Source organism: Ruminiclostridium josui JCM 17888, from assembly GCF_000526495.1.
Classification (GTDB): Bacteria; Bacillota; Clostridia; order Acetivibrionales; family DSM-1351; genus Ruminiclostridium; species Ruminiclostridium josui.
Genome location: NZ_JAGE01000001.1, coordinates 1,094,059 through 1,116,198, shown reverse-complemented (window position 1 = coordinate 1,116,198; position 22,140 = coordinate 1,094,059). Strand labels below are relative to the sequence as shown.

Sequence of the window (22,140 nt, the reverse complement as noted above, 5' to 3'; positions counted from 1 at the left end):
GAGAACAGCACATGGGGAATCAGGAGAAGATTCGAACAGGGTAAAGTAACAGTAAACCATAAAAAATTCGTGGGCTATGACAAGGATGAAAACGGAAACCTCGTTATAAATGAGAAACAAGCCAAAATCGTCAGAAGGATATATACTGATTACCTAAATGGAAAAGGACCAAACAGGATAGTCAAAGAGCTTGAGAGGGAAGGCGTACCCAACTGGAACGGCTTGGCAAAGTGGTACGAAAGCAGCATACGAAAGATGCTGTCAAATGAGAAGTACAAAGGGGATGCTTTGCTACAGAAGACCTATACAGTTGACTTTCTGTCAAAGAAAAGAGTCGTAAACAACGGAGAAGTTCCACAGTACTATGTGGAAGAAAGCCATCCTGCGATAATTGAGAAGGAAACGTGGGAAGCAGTGCAGCTTGAGAAGGAGAGAAGGCGAGCCTTTGCCGAAAAATATGGCTTGAAGAGGGGTGACTATGCTACAACCGATAATCCTTTCGGTGGAAGAATAATATGCGGCTGCTGTGGAAGCGTTTATGGCAGAAAGGTATGGAACTCAACAAATGAAAGACTAAGAAGGATAGTGTGGCAGTGTAATAATAAGTATGCAACTAAAGGAAGAAGGGGCTGTGATAACAGGCATATTAATGACGAGGTTCTTTATATTGCATTTGTCAGTGCTTTTAATGCAGTACTGGAAAACAGTGAATACTTTATGGACAAATGGGGGGAACAGGTTAACAGGGGCGATATTCTTAAAAGAGTCACCGCCAAAAGATTAGTTGACATTTTTAAAGATGCTGAGCCATTGGAACAGTTTGATATTGAGTTGTATTTTAAGCTGGTGGAGAAGATAACAGTTTATGAGGATTCCAGGTTAATGGTTGGTTTGCTTGATGGAAACCAGATAGGAGTATAAATTCAATGGGGATATTCGATAAAATTTAACAAAACCGTACACAGTAAGAATAAATCAACCATATTTTATTATAATATTAAAAAAATGTAAATTTTTACAATAATTATTAGAAACTAAAACAGTAAATGGTAAAATATATAAGTCGTGAAAATATACGTATATTAGTACATGGACAGATACAATAATTTAAATTTTTAAGGAGGTATACTATGAGCGAACAGGAAAAGCAACACATCGCAGAATTTGAGCTAGCTGCAGAAGAAACTGAAGCAGCGGACTGGGCAGCAACAGCAGACTGGGCAGCAACAGCAAACTGGGCAGCAACTTCAGATTGGGCAGAATAAAGATAGGTATGGTAAAATCTGCACTTGTTATCAAGTGCAGATTTTATCCTAATTTATGAAAAAAACAAGAATACATATGAGGTGCAATATGAATTTTGCAAATTTATTTAGTATTAAGAATAGGAAGGTCATTATTACAGGAGGAACTCGAGGAATAGGAAAAGCAATTGTTCAGGATTTAATTGCAGACGGGGCAGAGGTTACAGTCGTGGCATCAAATGAAGAGGGTCTTCATAATCTAAAGGATGAATATCCTGGGGTTGATACATATAGGTGTAATTTGCAAAATGAAAATGATATAGATGGTTTTTGTAAAAATTATTTGAATAAAAATGAGTATTGTGACATCTTGATTAATAACGCAGGGATTGACTATAAGACACAGGTAGATAATATAAGTAATGAGGATTTTTATAAAGTATATCAAGTAAATCTGTTTGCACCATTTCTACTTATTAAGCAATTTCTTCCGTCAATGAAGAAACGCAGGGCGGGAACTATATTGAATATAGCAAGTACCTTGGGAACGCGTGCCGCTCCCGGCGTAGCAGCCTACTCTTCTTCAAAAGCGGCACTGATACATTTTACAAGATGTCTTTCAATAGAAGTAGCACCTTTTAACATAAGAGCAAATTGTATATCACCGGGTTTTTGTAAAACAGGATTAAATTATGAATTCTTTGAAAACGAAAGTGGTTCCAATTTTATTAAGAGTAAAATACCTATGCAGAGACTCCTGCAGGAGGATGAAATAATCCCTATAATCAGGCTCGCTATCAGTGATGCAGGAAGCTACATGACTGGAGCCAATGTTATTGTGGACGGGGGCGTTGGTAATTGGTGAATTTGAGACTGGATGAAACTGTTGTCTTAATAACAGGTGGGGGAACAGGTTTAGGGCTTAGTATTGCACATGGTCTTTTTTCTTGTGGTGCAAAAATTGCATGTATATCAATGGAATACGAAGTAAAATATCCGGAAAACTGCTTGACTTTTAAAGGGGATATTTTTGATGATAAGTTGGTGGATGATTCTATAAATACAATTATTAAAAAGTTTGGGAAAATAGATATATTAATAAACAATATCGGATTCGGGATGAATGAGAAATGTGAAAACCTTGAACTTGAGGACTTTTCAAAAATGTTCAAGCTTAATCTGTATAGTCAGAATATGATGATAAATAAAATAAAAAAGTATAAAAATAACGGTCTTAAAAAAGTAATAAATATAAGCTCAACTTTTTCTAAAGCTGCAATCCCCACACTGGCAGGATATGCAAGTACAAAAAGAGGTGTTCTGGAGTTAACAAAACAATTAGCACTAACAGATGATTCTATTTCCTATGCTTGTGTTTGTCCCGGTTATTTTCAGCATAAAAAGCACGTTGAATACTTCTCAAGAGATGCAGGAAAAAGGTTTCTTGCCACTAGAATTCCTTTGATACGTTTAGGCATTCCATATAAGGAATTGGTACCGGCAATTATAACTTTATGTTTGCCTATGACACGTAATATTAAGTATACAGAGCTGATTATTGATGGGGGATTATCATCATATGACGGAAAGGAGTAGTTTTAATTTTGAATAATAGTGTAGTTGAATTAAACAATGTTTACATAACGAAAAGACTTGACAGATTTCTGGTGGTATCGTCGGAATTCGGTACATGGATTACGTGCAACGAAGACACTGTAAACATATTAGAGACTTTTAGAAACAAAAAAACTTTTAATGCAGTATTTGAAAAAGCCAATATTCCAAGAGAGATTCTTATTTCAAGAATAAAGGAATATTTCGAAAAGGGCCTGCTAAAGATAGATGGTCGTAACAGATTTAATAGTATAGATGTAAATTCCATGGTATTAAAAGCTAATCCTTCACCACAGTTATGTATATTACATGTTAGTAATATATGTAATTTATCGTGTAAGTATTGCTATGCCCACACGGATAAAAGTGAGAAAAGTACAATGAGTCTGGATGTAATGCAGAAGAGCATTGACAGATTTATGGAATTACCGACTAATAGCTTAACAATTGAGTTCCATGGAGGAGAACCGTTAATGCAATATAGAAAGATTGCATTGGCTTGTGAGTATGCAAATAATTTAAAAAACAAATATAATAAGTCCGTTACTTTTGCTATGCAATCCAACATGACATTTCTCAATGACGAAATCTTGGACATGCTTAAAAAGTATAAAATATTGATAAGAATCAGTCTTGATGGATTAAAGGATATGAATGATAACTATAGAGTAGATAAGGAAGGTAGGGGCTCATTTGATAAAATAGTTAACAACACACAGACACTTGTAAAGAATGGAATACGCCCCGAGGTGGTTTCAGTTGTTACAAAAAAGAATGTCGATTATTTGAGGGAAATATTCGAGTTTTTCAGCAGTATAAATTTAAAGAGAGTGAGACTTATGCCATTTTGGGTACAGGGAATGGGAAAAGAGATTGATGATGATGTAGTTGAACCTGAGTACCTGGCAGATAAGTATCTTGAACTGATAGCTTGGATAGCTGACCACAATAGGAAAATTGAAGATAGAAATGACCACATTAAAATGTTGGTTCTATCTAAAGAGTTAGAAGCATTACATACCTTTAAAAGGAGCTTTATGTGCTTGCGTTGTCCCTGCGGGGCCGGAATAAACATGGTGGATGTAAGTATTAATGGCGATATTTATCCATGTGAAGAAATGAACGAAATTGCTGAATTTAAGATTGGTAATATTAGAACACATTCGATTATGGATGTATTGAATAATTCAAAAGTAGTTAAGGAATTGTCGGAAAGAAATCCCGATAACATAGAAGATTGCAGTGTATGTGCATGGAAACGCCATTGCCAATCAGGGTGTGCAAATAAAAATTATCAGAATTTTGGCAGTTTTGAAACAAAGTCTGAAAAGTGCCAATTTTATAAAAAATACTTTGAAAATCTAATCTGGTACTTGGATAGTAACAGGGATGCATTGAAATATTTGGTGTAACTTATGAATATATGGGATGAAATATCAAAGGTACATAATGAAATAGAAAACTGTAAAGAAAAGAATTTAAAGATAGTAAACATAACTGACAGTGATACTGAACATGAGGTATATGGTTACAAGTGGGATAATAAATCAGCTCCGGATTACCTTACCATAATAGGTTGTTCACATGGTAACGAACCAATTGGCATATGGTTTTGTATTCATTTACTAAAACAGATTTTAAATAGTAACAATGCTTTTCTGGATAACATTAATATGAGTTTATTTATTATCCCTGTTCTGGATGTGGAAATTGCACAGAAGAATAGGCACTGGTTTAATCATGAGTTTAACTATAAGGAATATTTTAGTTATAGTTACTTGAATCCTGTTTTTGAACAGTTGGAGTTTTCATATCCAAGTAATAAGGAAATGATACAAAATATTGTTATACGTAAATTAGATGAAGAGTTGAAGAAAACTAATACCCCAATTATACTATCCTGTCACCAAACACCTTCAATATATGGGGGATACTATTATACAAATATTGGCGATGAGAAAATGCATAAAGAAATGCAGTACTTGTATCTTTCTAAGGGAATACCTATTGAGATACTACCACAAGGGATTGGCGTACAGTCATATGCAAATGGTGTATTTGGTAAATTCAGCAGTTTGAATTTGGGGCAATTTCATAACGAGTTTAAGCCACTTGAATGTAGTCAGACTTATTTTGATGATACCTTAAAAGTCCCATATTTAGTGCCGGAAATTCCTTTTGGCTATTCTTTATTTCTATACAATAAAACAGAAATTGGCATAAAAGAGTATCTGACGGATATAAACGCTATCTTGGATGCCAGTAGCAGACTTATTGATTATTTAGATAATAAATTCATAAATGAAGATTTTAATTTAGAAGAACAAAGAAAGATATATAGGGATAATAGCGGATATTATTGGCTGAAATCATTTCAGGCCTCTGACAGGTATATGAGCAGGATTTTAGAAGCAGAAAGAAATATAAGAAAACACGATTTCTGCCAGATTGTCAGGCAGATATTCTATAAAGCTCAATTCGTGGGAATGCTAACGAGAAATCCAGATAGTAAAGTAAAGCTTAAAGCACAGTCCCTGTTGGAGCAAATGATGAATTTTTTATCAGTTGCATTAAATGTTATTGATATTAAGTGGATAAACCCCAAGCTGGGAATACAATTATTGTATAATTGTCTGGGGTTATTAATAAAAAACAAGGATGATTTATATGGAGCTTCAGGAACATATATTCAAGGAAAAAAGTAGAGAAGAAAAAGTAATTTTTGTAAATGGCCGATACATAAAGCAAATGGAGAGAAATAGTGTTGGTTCTTCAAAATATAGTGCTGTTGGTGGCATTAATACTTATTCAATTTCTCATGAATATGATGAAAAGCTTGAATTCTCACATAAAGACAACAGGCTGTTAAAAGAGTATTGTACAGATTTATCAAACAAGGTAAAGCGATTATCCAAAAGTATATTTTTTTACAGATTAACATCACGACACTAAACCGTAATATTACTACAAAACTTCCAACGGGGGATATAGTTAACTCTGGCAGGTATCACGGAAGGGTTTTTTTTGAAATAGGTTTTAAAAGTAACGATAATATATTTGTAACGGTTTACGATAAGGGATACTCTCAATTAGATACACCTTTAGGAGAAAAATGGTGGGAAGATGTTCCGGAAGATATTATTCTCAATAAATTCAGTGATTTGGAACGGCATCTGTACAGAGAGAACTTCGAAAGCGGAAGCTATAATGTCGTACTGTCGCCTTATGTAGCCGGGCAACTGGCGCATGAGGTTTTTGGACATATTTTTGAAGAGGATAATCGTTACTATAACGAGAATATTGTTAATCAACTTTCTAAGGAGCAATATAATCAGGAGTTAACGATAGTAGATGATCCGCAAGTTTCGAGAGGATGGGGCTCTTTAAGGGTTGATGACAGCGGACGGGAACAACATAAGTTAAGTATTGTTGAAAATGGAGAATTATCAGAACAGATAAAAAGCGGTGAACGCATTAATAGATTAATAAGGCAGGATTATAAACATAACTTATTAAGTAGGGTATCTAATACTTTAATTTTATCTGGAAGTAAATCAGTTCAAGAATTATTATGGGAAAGTGACAATGGTATTTATATTGAAAATGCCGGGAAGTGTTATTGTGATCCGATAACAGGAGAAATAATAATACCTGTATATGAAGCATATAAAATAAGAGGGCATAAAAAGGTAAGCTGTCTTAACAATTTTATTCTCTATGCCAATGCTAATAAAATTTTGCAATCTATTCATGGAATTGGTAGTGACTTTGAGCTTAATGGTGTGATTTGCGGAAAAATGGGACAGAAGATACCTGTCGGCATTGGAGCTCCTTCACTATTATTAAAGGACATAGATTTATATTTGTGAGGGTGCTGATATGTTTGAAAATACTGATACAAAGGTTATATGTGAAAAGAATAAAATTTGTCAAATAAATGCAAGTCAACAATTAAATATGGTGAAAGATAATGAAGTATTTCAATTTGGGAGTAATTTCGAAAGAAAAAAGATTGATGTAAATGAGCAGCTTTTTATAAAACATGCAAGTTTCTTTAAGCAGATAAAGGTGAATGAAAATGGTGGCAATAGCTTTATAATTGATATTGAGAAAATTTGTTTTGACTATTTTAATACAAATATTATCCAGTCAAAAATTATCCATGACCAAGTTTGTCTTACAGAATCTTCTGAAACAGCCATTAGATATATATACGATGAATGGTCAACATTGTCGTTTAGAAATTATATAAAAAACAATGATAGTTACATTATCTGTCAGGATTTATTTATCACAGCTTTTATGCCTGTGGAAGAGGATATAAAAAGAGCAATTTCCAGACGTTGGTGCTGGGTTGATAAAATAGGGTCAAAGACCATTAAGTTCCACAATATTGCTAAGTTAAAGCCAAATACAATATTAACCTTTAATCCTTATATGACGTCATTAATATTGAGTATTTTCGATCAGTGGGCATCTATAAATCACAAAGATAATAGATTTAATATATATAGAAGCCTAAAACTTCGCTATAAAGAGTTTCAATTTAAATTCATAGACGATGTCATGAGCGATGATAGCTCCACTAATAAAAATGGTAATATTAAGTATACTTTAGACAGTCGGAGTAAGGCCCATTGTGAAACGTTATTTAAAAATGTGGGATATCAAAGGAGAGAATTGGTTGCCGAGAATACTAAATATAATGAACTAAACTTTAATAATACTGCTTTAATATATTATTCTGAAGGAAACCATACATTTGACACGAAAACCGGGAATTGCTCCTTTGTATTTCATGCTGTGCAATTTATAAACTCTGTACCTGCTTCCATTTACAGAATACCATTGACTTATAATATACAAAGCATTTTTACAAACAGTTTTGAGTTTATATATTACAATGATGAATTATGGCTTGTAGCCAATGGGTTTTATTAAAACTAATAATTACATATTAAGGATGTGGAAGTATTATGAATTTAAAAACAATTAAACATTTTTATGTATATAATTTCTTTTCCTCATTTCTCTTGTTTTTGCCAGTACTACTGATGATATATAATGAGAGAAAGATAACAGCCAGTGATATGTTGCTTATAGAGGCTTTTTATTATTTTACGATTTTTCTATTTGAAGTACCTACAGGCTTTTTGGGCGATAAAATAGGGCATGACAGACTTGTTATAATAGGACTTGTTGGAACCATATTGTCATATGTGATGTTTGCAGTATCCTTCAATTTGGTAATGATAATTCTTTCACAGGTTCTTCTCGGAATATTTGGCTCTTGTATTAGCGGTTCCGACCATAGCAGTTTATATGGTTATTTTGAAAAGTATGGAGAAAAGAATAGTGCTATATATCAGGATAAAATTTATAGGCTTTCAATTATAAGCATGCTAACAAGCTATATTTTATCAGGTGTTGTGTTGAAGCTGGATGCAAGTGGTACATTAACCTTTTTACTTACAGCTGCAACATACTTAATAGCTGCAGTTTTTTATGTGTTATTTGTTTTTAGTAAGAATGATGAAGTCAATGACAAAAAAGAAGTGGTTGATAGCCAAAAAATAAAGCTCGAATTGAAGTCCAGCATTTATATTGACAAAGATGTAATCATATGTGGTACATTGATTGGTATTATGTCAGGTAGCTATGTAATTTCACAAATTTTTTATAATAATTTAAAGATTGATCCTTATATGATAGGAATATTGTATTGTGCTGGTAATATATCAACACTTATACTAAACAAATTGAAGTTTAAATTTAATAAAGTTCTGATGTTTTTAATGCCTTTAATATACTTAATAACAATAATTGAGAATAAAGTTGCTGTAATTTTATTTATCTTTATAGTTTCTTTAATTAACTCCAAAGTTAGACCGTTTATAAATAATTATGTGTTGACTAATTCAAATGATAATAAAGCATATAATATGTCATTAATGAGTTTAGTTTATAACATAATCAATGTCATTTTAATGGTTTCATTATCGAGAATCATCAATATGTTTGGTTATAATAATGCGATCATTCTTATTACAATAATTACTTCAATACTTCTTTTATACATTTATTTTAAAAGTAGCGATAAGTATAAATTAGAGATTAATGGATAAAAGTTTATAGTTTATTTACAAAGACTAATAGCTTTGAACAGATATATTAGTTACAGAAAATATAAAAAATTTTACGGTATAATAAAACTATCAGAATTTCGGCCCCTGGGGGTCGTTCTCTTCAAAAAGGAAAGCATTTCGCGTATTTCTATCATCTTACAGCCTCAAGGCAGGAAGAAAGCCGCGCGATCAGTTCTAACAGCACATGGGGCATCAGAAGACGCTTTGAGCAGGGTAAAGTAACAGTAAACCATAAAAAATTCGTGGGCTATGACAAGGATGAAAGCGGCAACCTTATTATAAATGAGAAACAAGCCAAAATCGTCAGAAGGATATATACTGATTACCTAAATGGAAAAGGACCAAACAGGATAGTCAAAGAGCTTGAGAAGGAAGGCGTCCCAAACTGGAATGGATTGGCGAAGTGGTATGAAAGCAGTATCAGGAAAATGCTGAGTAATGAGAAATATAAAGGAGACGCTTTGCTTCAGAAGACCTATACAGTTGACTTTCTGTCAAAGAAAAGAGTCGTAAACAACGGAGAAGTTCCACAGTACTATGTGGAAGAAAGTCATCCTGCGATAATTGAGAAGGAAACGTGGGAAGCAGTGCAGCTTGAGAAGGAGAGAAGGCGAGCCTTTGCCGAAAAATATGGCTTGAAGAGAGGCGACTATGCTACAACAGAAAACCCTTTCGCCGGAAGAGTAATATGTGGCTGCTGTGGCGGAGTCTATGGAAGGAAGGTATGGAACTCAACAAATGAAAGACTCAGAAGGATAGTGTGGCAGTGTAATAATAAGTATGCTACTAAAGGGAAAAAAGGCTGTGACAATAGGCATATTAATGACGAGGTCCTTTACATGGCATTTGTGAGTGCTTTCAATACAGTACTGGAAAACAGGGAGCACTTTATGAGCAAGTGGAATGAACAGATTAACAGTCAGGATATTCTTAAAAGAGTTACTGCAAAGAGATTTATTGACATTTTTAAAGATGTTGAGCCATTACAACAGTTTGACGCTGAGTTGTATTTTAAGATGGTGGAGAAGATAACAGTTTATGAGGATTCCAGATTGATTGTTAGTTTGCTTGATGGATCGGAGGTTGAGTGTGGAATTCGATAAAAACCAAGAATAATATTATACTAATCGGCAATTAGCTCGATATTCCTCTGGAAAATATTAAATTTAGTTTATTCGGTACTGCCAATGTGGTGTCTCTCTATGTCAAACGTACGCCTCTCTTTAATCACCCCTGGGAGGGGTAGACCCTAAAATTAGCTCACAGGATCATTCGGGAGTTAATTTTTATAAAGTGCTAATCACTTATTAACGAGATTGGTACTTTTTTTAAAATTATGGGCTTTAGCCTGTTCAGCATGAGTTAGTTTCTCAATAGAGAAATGAGTCATGCAAAACAATTAAACACCTTCACATTTTACGGGTGGTCTTGACTTTCATTGTACGGTTTTACCCCAATAGTGGAAATAAAACCGTACGATATGTAACTTTCTAAAGTCTTTAAAGTAATTATTAATTATTCGAATGAAATATCAAAATTACCACCATTTCCACCGGGGAGCCTGTGAAGAAAAGTCTGTAAAATCAGCTTTCTATGATAAAATCATATTATCATAGGAGGCTATTTTTTATGGCAAGAAGAAAGAATTCGATGAGCGAAGGAAAAAAGAACATTATTGCATCCCTACTTCAAGAGTATGACATCAAGACTGCAGAAGACATCCAGGAAGCACTTAAAGACTTGTTAGGGGGTACCATTCAGAGCATGTTGGAAGCCGAGATGGATCAGCATTTAGGCTATGAGCCATACGAACGTTCCAATAACACCAATTACAGGAACGGAAAAAAATCCAAATCAATACAAAGTACATATGGTAAGATGGAAATTGACGTTCCACAAGATCGAGAATGTTCCTTTGAGCCACAAATCGTGAAGAAGCGTCAAAAGGATATCTCAAGCATTGACCAAAAGATCATTGCTATGTATGCAAGAGGTTTGACAACTCGCCAGATCTCTGACCAGATCGAAGAAATCTACGGATTTGAAGTTAGTGAAGGCATGGTATCCGATATCACAAACAAACTGCTTCCAGAAATTGAGGAATGGCAACAACGTCCACTATCCAGCGTTTACCCAATTGTATTCATAGATGCTGTGCACTTTTCTGTTAGGGACAACAATGTCATCAAGAAGCTGGCTGCATACATCATTCTTGGAATCAATGAAGAAGGCCAAAAGGAAGTGTTAAGCATTCAGATAGGCCAAAATGAAAGCAGTAAATATTGGCTTAGTGTCCTAAATGAACTGAAGAACCGTGGAGTCAAGGATATTCTTATACTTTGTGCAGATGGCCTGAGTGGCATCAAGGAATCCATTGCTGTAGCTTTTCCGGAAACAGAGTATCAACGCTGCATAGTCCATCAGGTAAGAAACACACTAAAATATGTTGCAGACAAAGATAAGAAGGAGTTTGCTAATGACCTGAAGACAATCTACCATGCCCCTACAGAGGAGACCGGATATGAGCGTATGATGCAAATTACGGACAAGTGGCAGGACCGTTATCCTAACGCCATGAAGAGTTGGTCTACGAACTGGGATATCCTAAGCCCGATTTTCAAGTTTTCTACGGATGTTCGCAAGGTAATCTACACAACCAATGCTATAGAAAGCCTGAACAGCACATATCGTCGTCTGAATCGTCAAAGAAGCGTATTTCCAAGTGACACAGCCCTCTTAAAGGCCCTATATCTAGCAACCTTTGAGGCAACCAAGAAGTGGACTATGACTCTCCGTAACTGGGGTAAAGTCTACGGTGAGTTGTCCATCATGTATGAGGGCAGGCTTCAGCAATAAAATCAGGACAATCAAAAACACCCTTTTGGAAGGGTGCTATTGACATGCCATTAATTTACTATTATATTGTAGACAAGTTATGAAAGCCAGCATCTGGCCTTCACAACTCTAATAAAATTATCATAGAAAGCTATTTACAGAGATTATTTCACACACTCCCACCGGGCAATAAAAATCTAAAATTTGCTGTTGAGCTAGTTCCTATACTTTTTAACCAACAAGCACCGTTATAAATAGTTGTGCCAACTGTCCATGGACCATTATTAATACTGTATACAATGCTTGCTCCGGGCCTGATACCATCCCAGCGTGGAGTGATTTTAATATTTTTTCCCGCAGCGTTGGTAACTGAGATATTATATATAACACCAAAATTACCAGCATTTACAGCTAAACCACCGTCTTTGTAGGATATAACCCCGGCATATTCATTAGTATTATAGGTTATTCCATGTGGAGCCCATTCACAAAAAGTTGTTGTATTACCAGAAGTTGCACTAAGTGTCGTATTTTTCTGAGTATAACTTAATTCACCGCAAAAAAATGATCCACTTACAGCAGCTGGTGTTGCTACATCAAAAATTTGATCAGCTGTCTTGGATTGGCCAGCTGCAAAAATCCTCATCCATACGCCTGATGAAAGGCTGGATTTGAATTGAGCTCTTCCATATACAAACTTACATGAATCCGATTTGAATTGCCAGTCTTTAGACCAGACAATTCTTTTCTCCCCTGGTTGAAGTGTTATCGTACTATAAGATGAATCAAGAAAATTCTTTAAAACAGATGGACAATTATTTATAGCTCCTATCGTAGAACCATCGTCTATAGCAATACTATTGCCTTTATATGTTATTGTTGCTGTACTACTACTTTGGTTCCATAATGCTACACCAGTTCTACATAAACCTGTTCCAAGATATGCATTCCAATAACGGTTATAGATTTCAACGTCCTTATAGGAAGTACTTAAACTTGCACCATAAAGCCATACCAAAGAGTCAGGACTAAGATTGAAGGATTCGGGATTATCAGCATATATGAAATTATTACCACTGGATGTAAAAGTTGTTCCGGTTATAGCGAATGCTGGAGTACAAAACATCATACTTAAACAGAGAACAATTGAAACTATACTTAATTTTTTTGCAGTTTTCATAAGACCTCCACAATAATTTTTTTAGTATAATAAAAATTACGATTTATATAATCTTTTCCTAGCAGACCCTTGCAAGGTGATTGAGTACTCATAGTCAAGCTATTAAAAAATTATAGCTATAGTGAAAATAAAAAATTAAACAAATAATACCAGAAAATTACATTTAGAACAAATTCAGTTTATTACCAGCAACATACAAAAGTCAATATATATACCATTATTGTAATAAAATAGTAATATTAAGCTATTAAATGTAAAAAAGTGTTTTATCTCTAGATATTAAATATTACTTAGTCCATTTGAGAAAATAATACATTTTTGCAATTATTTAATGAACTACAATTGATTTACTATTTTTTTATGGTATAATTTTGGAAGCTAAGATAGAAAGTTAAGGTGAAACGTAATGAAAACTAGAAAATTATTATCTGTAGTAGTTCCCGTTTATAATGAACAAGAAGTGATAACTGAAACCTATAGAAGACTAAAAGCATCATTAAGTAATTTGGATATGGATATTGAATACATATTTATTAATGATGGTAGCACAGATAATACATATTTAAAACTTAAGGAACTAATAGTAAATACTGATGTAAAATTGATAAACTTTTCAAGAAATTTTGGACATCAGATAGCTATTTCAGCAGGAATGGATTACGCAAAAGGTGATGCAGTTGTGGTAATTGATGCTGATTTACAAGATCCGCCTGAAATTATATCAGAAATGATTGAAAAGTGGAAAGAAGGCTATGAAGTAGTGTATGGAAAAAGACTACATAGAGAAGGTGAAACTTTATTTAAGAAGCTTACAGCAAAACTTTTTTATAGGGTAATTGATAATATAACAGATATTAAATTACCGGTGGATGTAGGTGATTTTAGATTAATCGATAAAAAAGTATGCAATTCTATGAAGAGTTTACCTGAGCGAGCCAGATATGTAAGAGGTTTAGTAAGTTGGGTAGGGTTTAATCAGACGAGCATTGAGTATAAGAGGGAGAAACGATTTGCTGGTAAAACCAAATACCCATTAAGGAAGATGATTAAGCTTGCGACTGATGGGATTATCTCTTTTTCTTATAGACCATTAAAATTAGCAACTTTTTTGGGAATGACTGTTTCAGCCTTAAGTTTTATATATTTGATTGTTATTTTACTTCAAAAATTTTTTACTAATTCAACTGTAGAAGGCTGGGCATCAACAATGGTGGTATCACTTTTTTTTAATGGTGTAATGCTAGTTGTAATTGGTATTATGGGTGAGTATGTTGGTAGAATTTATGAAGAAGTCAAGTCTAGACCATTATATGTTATAGGCGAGCTAATAAACTTTGATGAGGGAAATAAAACTAATGAGTATACAAAAAGATAAGATACAGATTGGTGAAATAATACCTCAAAAACTTGATATGTTAACAAAATTGGTTCTCTTGATTTTCACGGCGTACATTATGTTTTTAACATTATTAAATATTTGTTATGTATCTCATCTCAAAGGGACTTTTAAATACATAATTATAGTTGCACCTGTTTTTGTCGCTTGTATATTTATTGCAAATAAATTAAGGATATCACCAAAGGCATTCTTAATATGCATTTTTATATTAGCATTTTGTACTAAAGCATTGATAGCTATAACTGCTAGTACGCGTCCAGTATCAGATTTCAAAACATTTTATGATTGTGCTGTAGCTTTACAAAGTGGGAATAAAAGTTGGAGTAAATGGGCATATTTTAGTGATTGGGCTTACCAGACCGGTCCAATTACTTATTATGCAATATTAATCAAGATATTTGGAACTGGATTGCTTCCATTAAAGTTATGTAATTGTGCTTTTATGGCTGGAACGAATACATTAATTTATCTTATTGCAAGAAAAATAACAAATGAGTATGCTGCTCGTTCAGTAGCACTTCTTTATGTGTTTTATCCGGCTCCATATTTTCTTGCATCAGTTTTGACTAATCAACATTTTGCTGCATTTATGTTTTATGCAGCTATTTATGTTTTAATGATAAGTAAATTCAATTTTTTGGTTAGAGCTTTATTGGGTGGAATAATCGCAGCATTAGGCAATGCAGTCAGACCACTTGGGACAGTTGTTATTGCAGCGGCAATAGTCTGGTGTATTATTGAATTGATAAGGACTAAAAAAGTTGTAACATTAGGTTTAGTCTTAATAATGATAATAACTTACTCCACAGCTTTATGGGGTATTTCATCGTACCTTATACATGAAGATATAAGTCCCTATGGCTTATCAAATAATTTTCCATTGTGGAAGTTTGTTGTTGGCCTAAACGAAAAAACTTCCGGGCAATACTCTTTAGAAGATCAAAGTAACATATTTTATATTGATGATAAGGATAAGAGAGATACAATAGCGAAAGCTACAATAAAGGAACGAATAAATATTGGCCCTAAAAGAATGCTAAAATTCATGGTTAAAAAGCAGGAAGTAATGTGGGGAAGTATGGACACCCTTAGATGGGGATTTTATATTTACAAGAATAAGCAATTAGTACCGCCAGCAGATTTGAAAATAATTGAAAATAGACTGTTAAAAACTGAGAAAGTATACTATTTATTTGCGTTATTAGTCTTGGCATTAGGTACGATCAGTTTGATACGACAAAAGAAAAATATTAATTCAGTCGCACTATACGTTATATTACTTTTGATGGGATACTTTTTTGTGCATATGTTAATTGAGGTTCAAGTCAGATACCGATATTTTGCAATGATTTCTGTATTTATATTGTTAGCTTATGGGGTGCAATATCTTGTAGATAAATATGCAGTACTCAAAAACAAGAAGTAAACTATTAAGGCTTCTAAATTATTACTTGTACAATTCGAAAGGATAAAAAATGGTTAAAAGAATTACTTATGTAGATGTATTAAAAACTCTTGCAATATTTGGTGTTATTGTAATACATATTTCTGCAGGGATGCTAGCAAATATAAAAATAGCTTCTACTAATTGGTATTTTTATGTATTTTGGGCTTCGATTGTAAGGTGGAGTGTGCCGGTTTTCTTTATGTGTAGTGGGGTATTATTTCTAAATCCAAATAAAGAAATTTCGTTAAAACTGGTTTATACAAAGTATTTATTGAGAATTGTCCTTGCTCTAATTTTTTGGGGTTGTATGTATGAAGTGTTTGATATTTTTAAGGTATTTGTTAGTACTGGTAGTATAAATACCAGCATAATTAAGAGTTCAATAAAACATATAATTACCTGTAACACGCATTTCCATTTATATTATTTGTATATTATTGCACTGATATATGTTGTAGTACCAATAATAAAGGGAGTTACAACCAATGACAATAAACAGTTAATTGAATATACTTTAGTAGTGTGGATTTCTTTGGGGCTATTATTCCCATTTACTATAAAGTTTTATCCGTTTAACTTATTAAGAGGAATGGTTCTACAATATGCAATTAATATGGCTTATTCATCAATCGGATATTTTATTATGGGGTATTATCTTCATAGATATTCTTTATCAAGACGAACAACCTATTTTATTTATATACTTGGTACCAGTGGCTTTATATTAACGGTATTTGGTACGATTAAATCGTCTTCGCATACTATAAATACATTGTTCTTAGAAGGAATGTCGCCTAATGTTGCATCGATGGCCATAGCACTATTCTTATTAATAAAGAATCTGTGTTTACATAAAATTAATGACAAGACTAGTAATCTTATAAAAGCAACTAAATATATATCAAAAGCTAGTTTTTGCATCTACCTTATACATGACTTTTTTAATATTACTTTTAGATCCTTTGGTTTAGATAAAATAATATCAAGTGTTTTCATAACTATACCTCTTTTATCGTTATTAAATCTTATTTTGAGTTTTCTTGTGTACTTAGTACTGTCAAAAGTACCTTATGTAAAAAAGTATCTGATATAAAATTTTTTTGTTCTTGATTGTCTGTGTAGTGTGTTAGTGATTTTCCAAATTAATTATTGTAACCGCTTTCTGGTTACTGTTTTTCATAATAAGGAAATCTTGACGTTTATTAGTAAAGCCGAAAAGTGATTAGTTTTAATCATCTTTCCGGCTTTTAAATGCACATTATTATTTGACACTTATGAATAATAAAATACAACCATAATGTAAAACAATTTTTTACACAACAGAGTAAATCATTCTATTTTAAAATTGATGTTACAACAATTCCCACCGGGTAAAATAAATTTGAAAGCACCATTGCTAGGTATACTTTTATATACGTAGCATCCACTTGAGGTGTTAGTAAGGGATATTTTTTCCCAACTAGACCCATTATAAAAAGAAATAGCTTCTAAGTCCACGGCACTAGAACCATGAGATGCATAATCATATGTAATTTTTATTTTATTTTTTGTACCGTAATTTGTTAATTGAACATCATACCTTACACCATAATTACCAGCTAATTGTGATGGACCTCTTCCAATAGTTCCAACGTCACCATAAGGATTAATATAGTCTGAAAGTTCATTAGTATTTGTAGAACTATTATAAGCAGCTAAATAAAATGAATTGGTTGTTGAATTACCAACATCAAAACTTACTGATCTTGAATCTTTAGCAAATAATCCTGTTGTGTGCGTGGTATCATTATTTTGACTACATCTTGCACAGCTTTGTATAGTGCTTTGAGAGGCTGAAGAATTTGCAAGATATATTTTAAGACCTAAACTAGAACTATTGGCTTGTACTTTCACTTTGCCATTTCCAACATTATTAGCAGGAATTGAAGTTTCTACATAATCTATTATTCTGGATTCTCCTGGCTGTAAAACATAGGTTTGATTATTTGTACTATTTTGATAGCTATTTTGCATATAGGCATGAGTTGCTCGGTCGCCATTAGGAACCCTAGTTGTTTTTGCATAATTTTTAACTGTGAATTGGGCAGTAGTAGAACCGTTATTAATTACGATGACACCTGCACGTAAAGTACTACCAGTATAATTAATATGGTAATACTCTACATCGTAAGTATTTCCACTTGTTAATGTGGTATTTATTGTATATGTAGCACCAGTACTTCCCAAAACACTTGAATTTACAGATTCAGGACAGTTAGAGTATATGTAATAGTGACCTCCTGGAGTCATTGTCAATGAATCATATGGAAGTGTAGTAGCGTAAGAGCAAAATAAAAAACACATTACCATTGTTATTACTAAAACAAATGAAATTATTCTTTTTGAAATTTTCATAAAACCTCCATCAAGATTAAAATGTAATTTAATAGTTAAAGATGCAGTTTTATATATAAAACTATAATTAATACAATATTCGAATAGTACAAATATTAACATATATTTAATAAAATGGGAATTTCTAAAAAAATACATAAGTAGATAAATATTTACAATTAATTACAATATAAATATAAAAAAGATTTTATTAGATAAATTGGAACAATTTTAAGTCTATTTTTAATACACCTTTTAATACTAAAGAAAATTATTTTTGGCACATTTTTTTGTAAAAGCTGCTAAGATATCTATGTTATGACATAACATAAAGATAACCTTACAAAAAGTATGATAAAAACTGTTAGCACTATTTGTGGCATTTACGTATTATTTTATCATTAAAGGATTTGAAGTTTCTACACAGAATGATTGTCATAAATCAGAGGAAAGAGCCAGAAGTACCATCCATGATTGCAAACATTATATTCATTTGACTTTGTACCTACTAGTACAGTTACATTTGGGCTTTTTCGGTATTTTTAACAGAAATAGATGAAATTGCAAGAGAATTTGTTGTATTCAAAGTCATAAATAATTAATTTTTGGACTAACCTTAAAGTAGTATATAGAGGTAATGTCAGTTTCATTTTATAGGGGGCACATCTTTACACAAAATCAATATTAACGCATAATAATATCATCCTACTGTCGCAACACACGTTGAAGCGATAATTCTGATGACAAGATGTGGTTCGGAGGATAAAAATTAGGGTTTGACCACAAGATGTAGTGGTTTTGGAGTGAAAATTGAGCAAAAATCGGGGCAAAAAAAGTGCCGTTTTTGAGCCTGAAAAAAGGGCAAAAATATAGATGACATAGATAAAAAGTGGGGAAATCCGGGAGTTGAGGGGAGGATTAAATATTTTGTGTGAGGTACGATATGACTAAAAAACAGATTGAAAATTCAATAGCCTATTGTGGATTGGTATGTGGACTATGTAGACCAGATGGTGGTTGTAATTGTAAATCTAATAATCATTGTGGGAAAAGGTTGTCACCGAAAGGCTGTTATCAATACAATTGCTGTAAATCAAAAGGATTAAATGGATGTTGGGAATGTGTAGAAGCTCCATGTGGAGTGGATATGCTTGCGCCTGAAAAAATTAAACTAAGAGCTTATATAAGATGCATAAAAGAGAATGGTATTGAACAGTTTTCCGAATACATAATAAAAAATGCAGAGAACGGTATTATTTATCATCGTAGTGGTATCATTGGAGACTATGACTTGGGTTCGGAAGAGGCTACATTAAATTTGCTTAGAAACCAGGCAAATAGTAAGGAATACAAGAAGATCAACTCTAAGAGATGAGGAAGGTGCTTTTAAATAAGTAAATGATTTTACTTATTTAAAATGTAAAGGAATATACGTTGGCGTGGACATGCTTTGAGCTATTAAATGTATCAAATTACCAAGCAAGATTATTTTACCAACAAGAATCCATCAATTCAAATTGGTCTGTACGTGAACTGAGAAGGCATTTTTTACACTTACAAAGCATTCTAAAAAGTAAGCACATAAACGAAAAGTGCGATGCAGAGATGGTATGTATGACCCTTACCCAATTTGATGGACACAAAAAACTCGTGTTATACTAAATACAAAGAAAGGGAGATAGTAAACATGAGTAAGCGACAATATAGTTCAGATTTTAAAATTGAAGCAGTAAAAAGATATCTTAAATCTGGGGAGCCTTTAACAAGGGTAGCAGCAGAATTAGGAATAAAGCCTACAACATTTAATGGTTGGGTAAGCAAGTACAAAGAATCACCAGATTCAGCATTTCCAGGTAGTGGGCATCTTAAGCCAGAAGATGAAAAATTGAGGAAATTAGAAAAAGAAATTAAGGATCTAAAAGAGGAAAATGAAATACTAAAAAAAGCGGCAGCCTACTTCGCCAGAAATCAAAAATAAAAAGATTTCAGTTTATCAAGGCTAATTGTTATAAATATAATGTTGCGAAGCTGTGCAAGGTACTTTGTGTTTCAAGAAGTAGCTACTATGCATGGGATAAAAGACCCGAAAGTCAAAGGGCAATAGAGAATAAAAAGCTGTTAGCGGAAATTCAAGCTATCCACAATAAAAGCGGACAAGTATATGGTTCTATTAAGATTGCCCAAAAGCTTAATTACAAAAGTCCTAAACCTGTTAACCATAAGAGAGTAGAACGTATTATGCGTGAAAACGGAATAAAATCAAGGGTTTCAAAGAAATTTAAGGCTACTACTAATTCCAATCACAGGCTTCCAGTAGCAGAAAACATTCTTAATCGTGATTTTACTGTGGATAAGCCTAATGAAAAAATGGTAAGCGATATTACATATCTGTGGACAGATGAAGGATGGCTATATATAGCAGGAATAATGGATTTATGTGGGCAAAAGTTAGTTGGACTGTCAATGAGTGAAAGAATGACAAAGGAATTAGTAATTAACGCATTAAATGATGCATATCAACGTGCTGGAAGACCAACAGGTGTCATCTTACATTCTGATAGAGGGTCGCAGTACTGCTCACACGATTACCAGTTATTGCTTAAAAAGTATGGTTTTATATGCAGCATGTCTCGCAAGGGAAACTGCTGGGACAATGCTCCAATGGAATCATTTTGGGGAAAAATGAAATGCGAATGGCTTTATGGGAAGCATTTCACAACCCGCCAAGAAGCACGAGCAGCTGTGTTTGAGTATGTTGAGATATTTTATAATAGGCAGAGAATACATGCCTCCAATAACTATTTGACACCTGAAGAATATTATAATAATACATTGCAAAAAGCAAAAGTAGCATAAAAAATGAAATATTACGATACCCTATGAAAAAAGAAGAAATAACGAGTTTCAGGTGTCTAGTTTATTGGGGAAAGGGCAGTAATCCTTTGAGCCATAATATGAATTACTGTCTTACTATTTGTAACCAGTATGATATAATTGTCATAACGTTAGTGTGTAGAATTTTACTATGAAATGAGGTGCAATCTTGGATTTTAAAAGAATATTAGAAAAACAAAAATTGTATGAAGCGGGAAAAGATACACTTCATGAAGTTACAATCGAATCTTATAATAATGCGTTTGAAGTTGAATTTACTCATAACTCTACTGCAATAGAGGGAAATACCCTTACGCTTATGGAAACTAAAGTGGTATTGGAAGACGGTATTTCTGTTGGCGGAAAAGCACTTAGAGAAATATACGAAGTAGTAAATCATAAAAAAGCCTTCCGTTATGTGAAGCAATGTATCAATGAAGGGCTTCCTTTGAGTGAAAAAATAGTAAAAGACATTCATGCACTTGTCACGGAGAATATCATAATCGGTGGTATATATAGAAATGAAGAGGTTGTTATTAGTGGTGCCAGCCATATACCACCTGCAAGAAATGAAATGTATATTCAGATAAAGAATTTCTTTGCAGATTTAATGTATAAGAAAGATTTGAATCCAATTGAACTAGCAGCATGGACACATGCAGAGTTTGTTAGAATTCATCCGTTTCAGGATGGTAATGGTAGGACATCAAGACTGATTATGAACTATCAACTGATGAGCTATGGTTTTTTACCGATTTCTATAGCTAAAGAAAACCGATTGGATTATTATAATGCATTAGACAAATATGCAGCTCAAGGTATTCTAGATGATTTTGAAAATATGATTGCAGAATTGGAAGAAGCACAGCTTGATAAATATATCTCTATAATACCGGAACAGAACCAATCACATCAAATACAGCAAATTTAAAAAGTATGATAGCAGAAAGTATCAGGCGTATAGGTTTGGTACTTTTTATGATTCTGGTGAAAAAACAACGGATTACTACCTACCGTAAGAAGAAAAG

At 33.2% G+C, this 22,140-nt stretch carries 20 protein-coding genes; 18 read left to right on the top strand and 2 right to left on the bottom strand.

Features of this window, described 5'->3' with window-relative positions; translation table 11 throughout:
* Positions 1 to 69: 69 nt before the first annotated feature.
* The 12 genes from K412_RS0105150 (at position 70) to K412_RS0105095 (ending at position 11,860) form a co-directional block, all read left to right on the top strand.
* Entirely contained in the window at positions 70 to 921 is an 852-nt protein-coding gene (locus tag K412_RS0105150; protein ID WP_024832122.1) for a recombinase family protein, read from the top strand.
* Between the two features lie 209 nt (positions 922 to 1,130).
* Complete coding sequence (locus K412_RS22890) at positions 1,131 to 1,265, top strand: hypothetical protein (RefSeq protein ID WP_278244534.1); 135 nt, start codon at positions 1,131 to 1,133, stop codon at positions 1,263 to 1,265.
* Positions 1,266 to 1,353: 88 nt separating this feature from the next.
* Positions 1,354 to 2,109 (top strand): SDR family NAD(P)-dependent oxidoreductase, encoded by a 756-nt coding sequence (locus K412_RS0105140; protein WP_024832121.1) that lies wholly within the window; start codon positions 1,354 to 1,356, stop codon positions 2,107 to 2,109.
* Positions 2,106 to 2,840: an SDR family NAD(P)-dependent oxidoreductase gene (locus tag K412_RS0105135; RefSeq protein WP_157833816.1), complete on the top strand. Its 735-nt coding sequence runs from the start codon at positions 2,106 to 2,108 to the stop codon at positions 2,838 to 2,840. The genes K412_RS0105140 and K412_RS0105135 overlap by 4 nt, the downstream gene beginning before the upstream one ends.
* An 8-nt stretch (positions 2,841 to 2,848) precedes the next feature.
* On the top strand, positions 2,849 to 4,270 hold the full coding sequence (locus K412_RS0105130; protein WP_024832119.1) for a radical SAM/SPASM domain-containing protein: 1,422 nt from the start codon (positions 2,849 to 2,851) through the stop codon (positions 4,268 to 4,270).
* Positions 4,271 to 4,273: 3 nt separating this feature from the next.
* Complete coding sequence (locus K412_RS0105125) at positions 4,274 to 5,563, top strand: hypothetical protein (protein ID WP_024832118.1); 1,290 nt, start codon at positions 4,274 to 4,276, stop codon at positions 5,561 to 5,563.
* Positions 5,526 to 5,810: a hypothetical protein gene (locus K412_RS22470; RefSeq protein WP_024832117.1), complete on the top strand. Its 285-nt coding sequence runs from the start codon at positions 5,526 to 5,528 to the stop codon at positions 5,808 to 5,810. The genes K412_RS0105125 and K412_RS22470 overlap by 38 nt, the downstream gene beginning before the upstream one ends.
* Positions 5,735 to 6,727: a metallopeptidase TldD-related protein gene (locus tag K412_RS0105115; protein ID WP_024832116.1), complete on the top strand. Its 993-nt coding sequence runs from the start codon at positions 5,735 to 5,737 to the stop codon at positions 6,725 to 6,727. Before K412_RS22470 ends, K412_RS0105115 begins: the two co-directional genes overlap by 76 nt.
* A 10-nt stretch (positions 6,728 to 6,737) precedes the next feature.
* Complete coding sequence (locus K412_RS0105110) at positions 6,738 to 7,799, top strand: hypothetical protein (protein ID WP_024832115.1); 1,062 nt, start codon at positions 6,738 to 6,740, stop codon at positions 7,797 to 7,799.
* A gap of 35 nt (positions 7,800 to 7,834) precedes the next feature.
* On the top strand, positions 7,835 to 8,983 hold the full coding sequence (locus K412_RS0105105) for an MFS transporter (RefSeq protein WP_024832114.1): 1,149 nt from the start codon (positions 7,835 to 7,837) through the stop codon (positions 8,981 to 8,983).
* A gap of 263 nt (positions 8,984 to 9,246) precedes the next feature.
* Complete coding sequence (locus K412_RS20480; protein ID WP_034847181.1) at positions 9,247 to 10,107, top strand: recombinase family protein; 861 nt, start codon at positions 9,247 to 9,249, stop codon at positions 10,105 to 10,107.
* Between the two features lie 526 nt (positions 10,108 to 10,633).
* A complete protein-coding gene (locus tag K412_RS0105095; protein ID WP_024832113.1) occupies positions 10,634 to 11,860 on the top strand; it encodes an IS256 family transposase in 1,227 nt (408 codons plus the stop codon).
* Positions 11,861 to 12,008: 148 nt separating this feature from the next.
* Here K412_RS0105095 and K412_RS0105090 read toward each other — a convergent pair whose 3' ends face one another.
* Positions 12,009 to 13,019 carry a hypothetical protein gene (locus K412_RS0105090; RefSeq protein WP_024832112.1) on the bottom strand — a complete coding sequence of 337 codons (1,011 nt, stop codon included), beginning with the start codon at positions 13,017 to 13,019 and terminating at the stop codon, positions 12,009 to 12,011.
* Positions 13,020 to 13,425: 406 nt separating this feature from the next.
* Here K412_RS0105090 and K412_RS0105085 point away from each other — a divergent pair, with 406 nt between their 5' ends.
* The 3 genes from K412_RS0105085 to K412_RS0105075 are packed head-to-tail and all read left to right on the top strand — an operon-like array spanning position 13,426 to position 16,958.
* Positions 13,426 to 14,394 (top strand): glycosyltransferase family 2 protein, encoded by a 969-nt coding sequence (locus K412_RS0105085; protein WP_024832111.1) that lies wholly within the window; start codon positions 13,426 to 13,428, stop codon positions 14,392 to 14,394.
* Positions 14,375 to 15,844: a glycosyltransferase family 39 protein gene (locus tag K412_RS0105080; RefSeq protein WP_051461014.1), complete on the top strand. Its 1,470-nt coding sequence runs from the start codon at positions 14,375 to 14,377 to the stop codon at positions 15,842 to 15,844. The genes K412_RS0105085 and K412_RS0105080 overlap by 20 nt, the downstream gene beginning before the upstream one ends.
* A gap of 49 nt (positions 15,845 to 15,893) precedes the next feature.
* Positions 15,894 to 16,958, top strand: coding sequence for an acyltransferase (locus tag K412_RS0105075; protein ID WP_024832109.1), 1,065 nt, complete (start codon positions 15,894 to 15,896; stop codon positions 16,956 to 16,958).
* A gap of 236 nt (positions 16,959 to 17,194) precedes the next feature.
* Here K412_RS0105075 and K412_RS0105070 read toward each other — a convergent pair whose 3' ends face one another.
* Entirely contained in the window at positions 17,195 to 18,259 is a 1,065-nt protein-coding gene (locus tag K412_RS0105070) for a hypothetical protein (protein WP_024832108.1), read from the bottom strand.
* Between the two features lie 922 nt (positions 18,260 to 19,181).
* On the opposite strand from K412_RS0105070, the gene K412_RS20475 reads away from it, so the two are divergent.
* The 3 genes from K412_RS20475 to K412_RS0105050 all read left to right on the top strand — a co-directional run bounded on the left by K412_RS20475 (position 19,182) and on the right by K412_RS0105050 (position 22,043).
* The gene (locus K412_RS20475) at positions 19,182 to 19,613 is read left to right on the top strand and encodes a DUF3795 domain-containing protein (RefSeq protein WP_024832107.1); all 432 of its coding nucleotides are present in this window, start codon (positions 19,182 to 19,184) and stop codon (positions 19,611 to 19,613) included.
* 312 nt (positions 19,614 to 19,925) lie between these two features.
* Positions 19,926 to 21,094, top strand: a protein-coding gene (locus tag K412_RS0105055; RefSeq protein ID WP_242835530.1) for an IS3 family transposase whose coding sequence is annotated in 2 segments (ribosomal slippage) — positions 19,926 to 20,187 and positions 20,187 to 21,094 — 1,170 coding nt in all. Because the reading frame shifts where the segments join, the coding sequence is not laid out codon by codon here.
* Between the two features lie 187 nt (positions 21,095 to 21,281).
* Positions 21,282 to 22,043, top strand: coding sequence for a Fic family protein (locus K412_RS0105050; protein ID WP_024832106.1), 762 nt, complete (start codon positions 21,282 to 21,284; stop codon positions 22,041 to 22,043).
* Positions 22,044 to 22,140 lie beyond the last annotated feature (97 nt).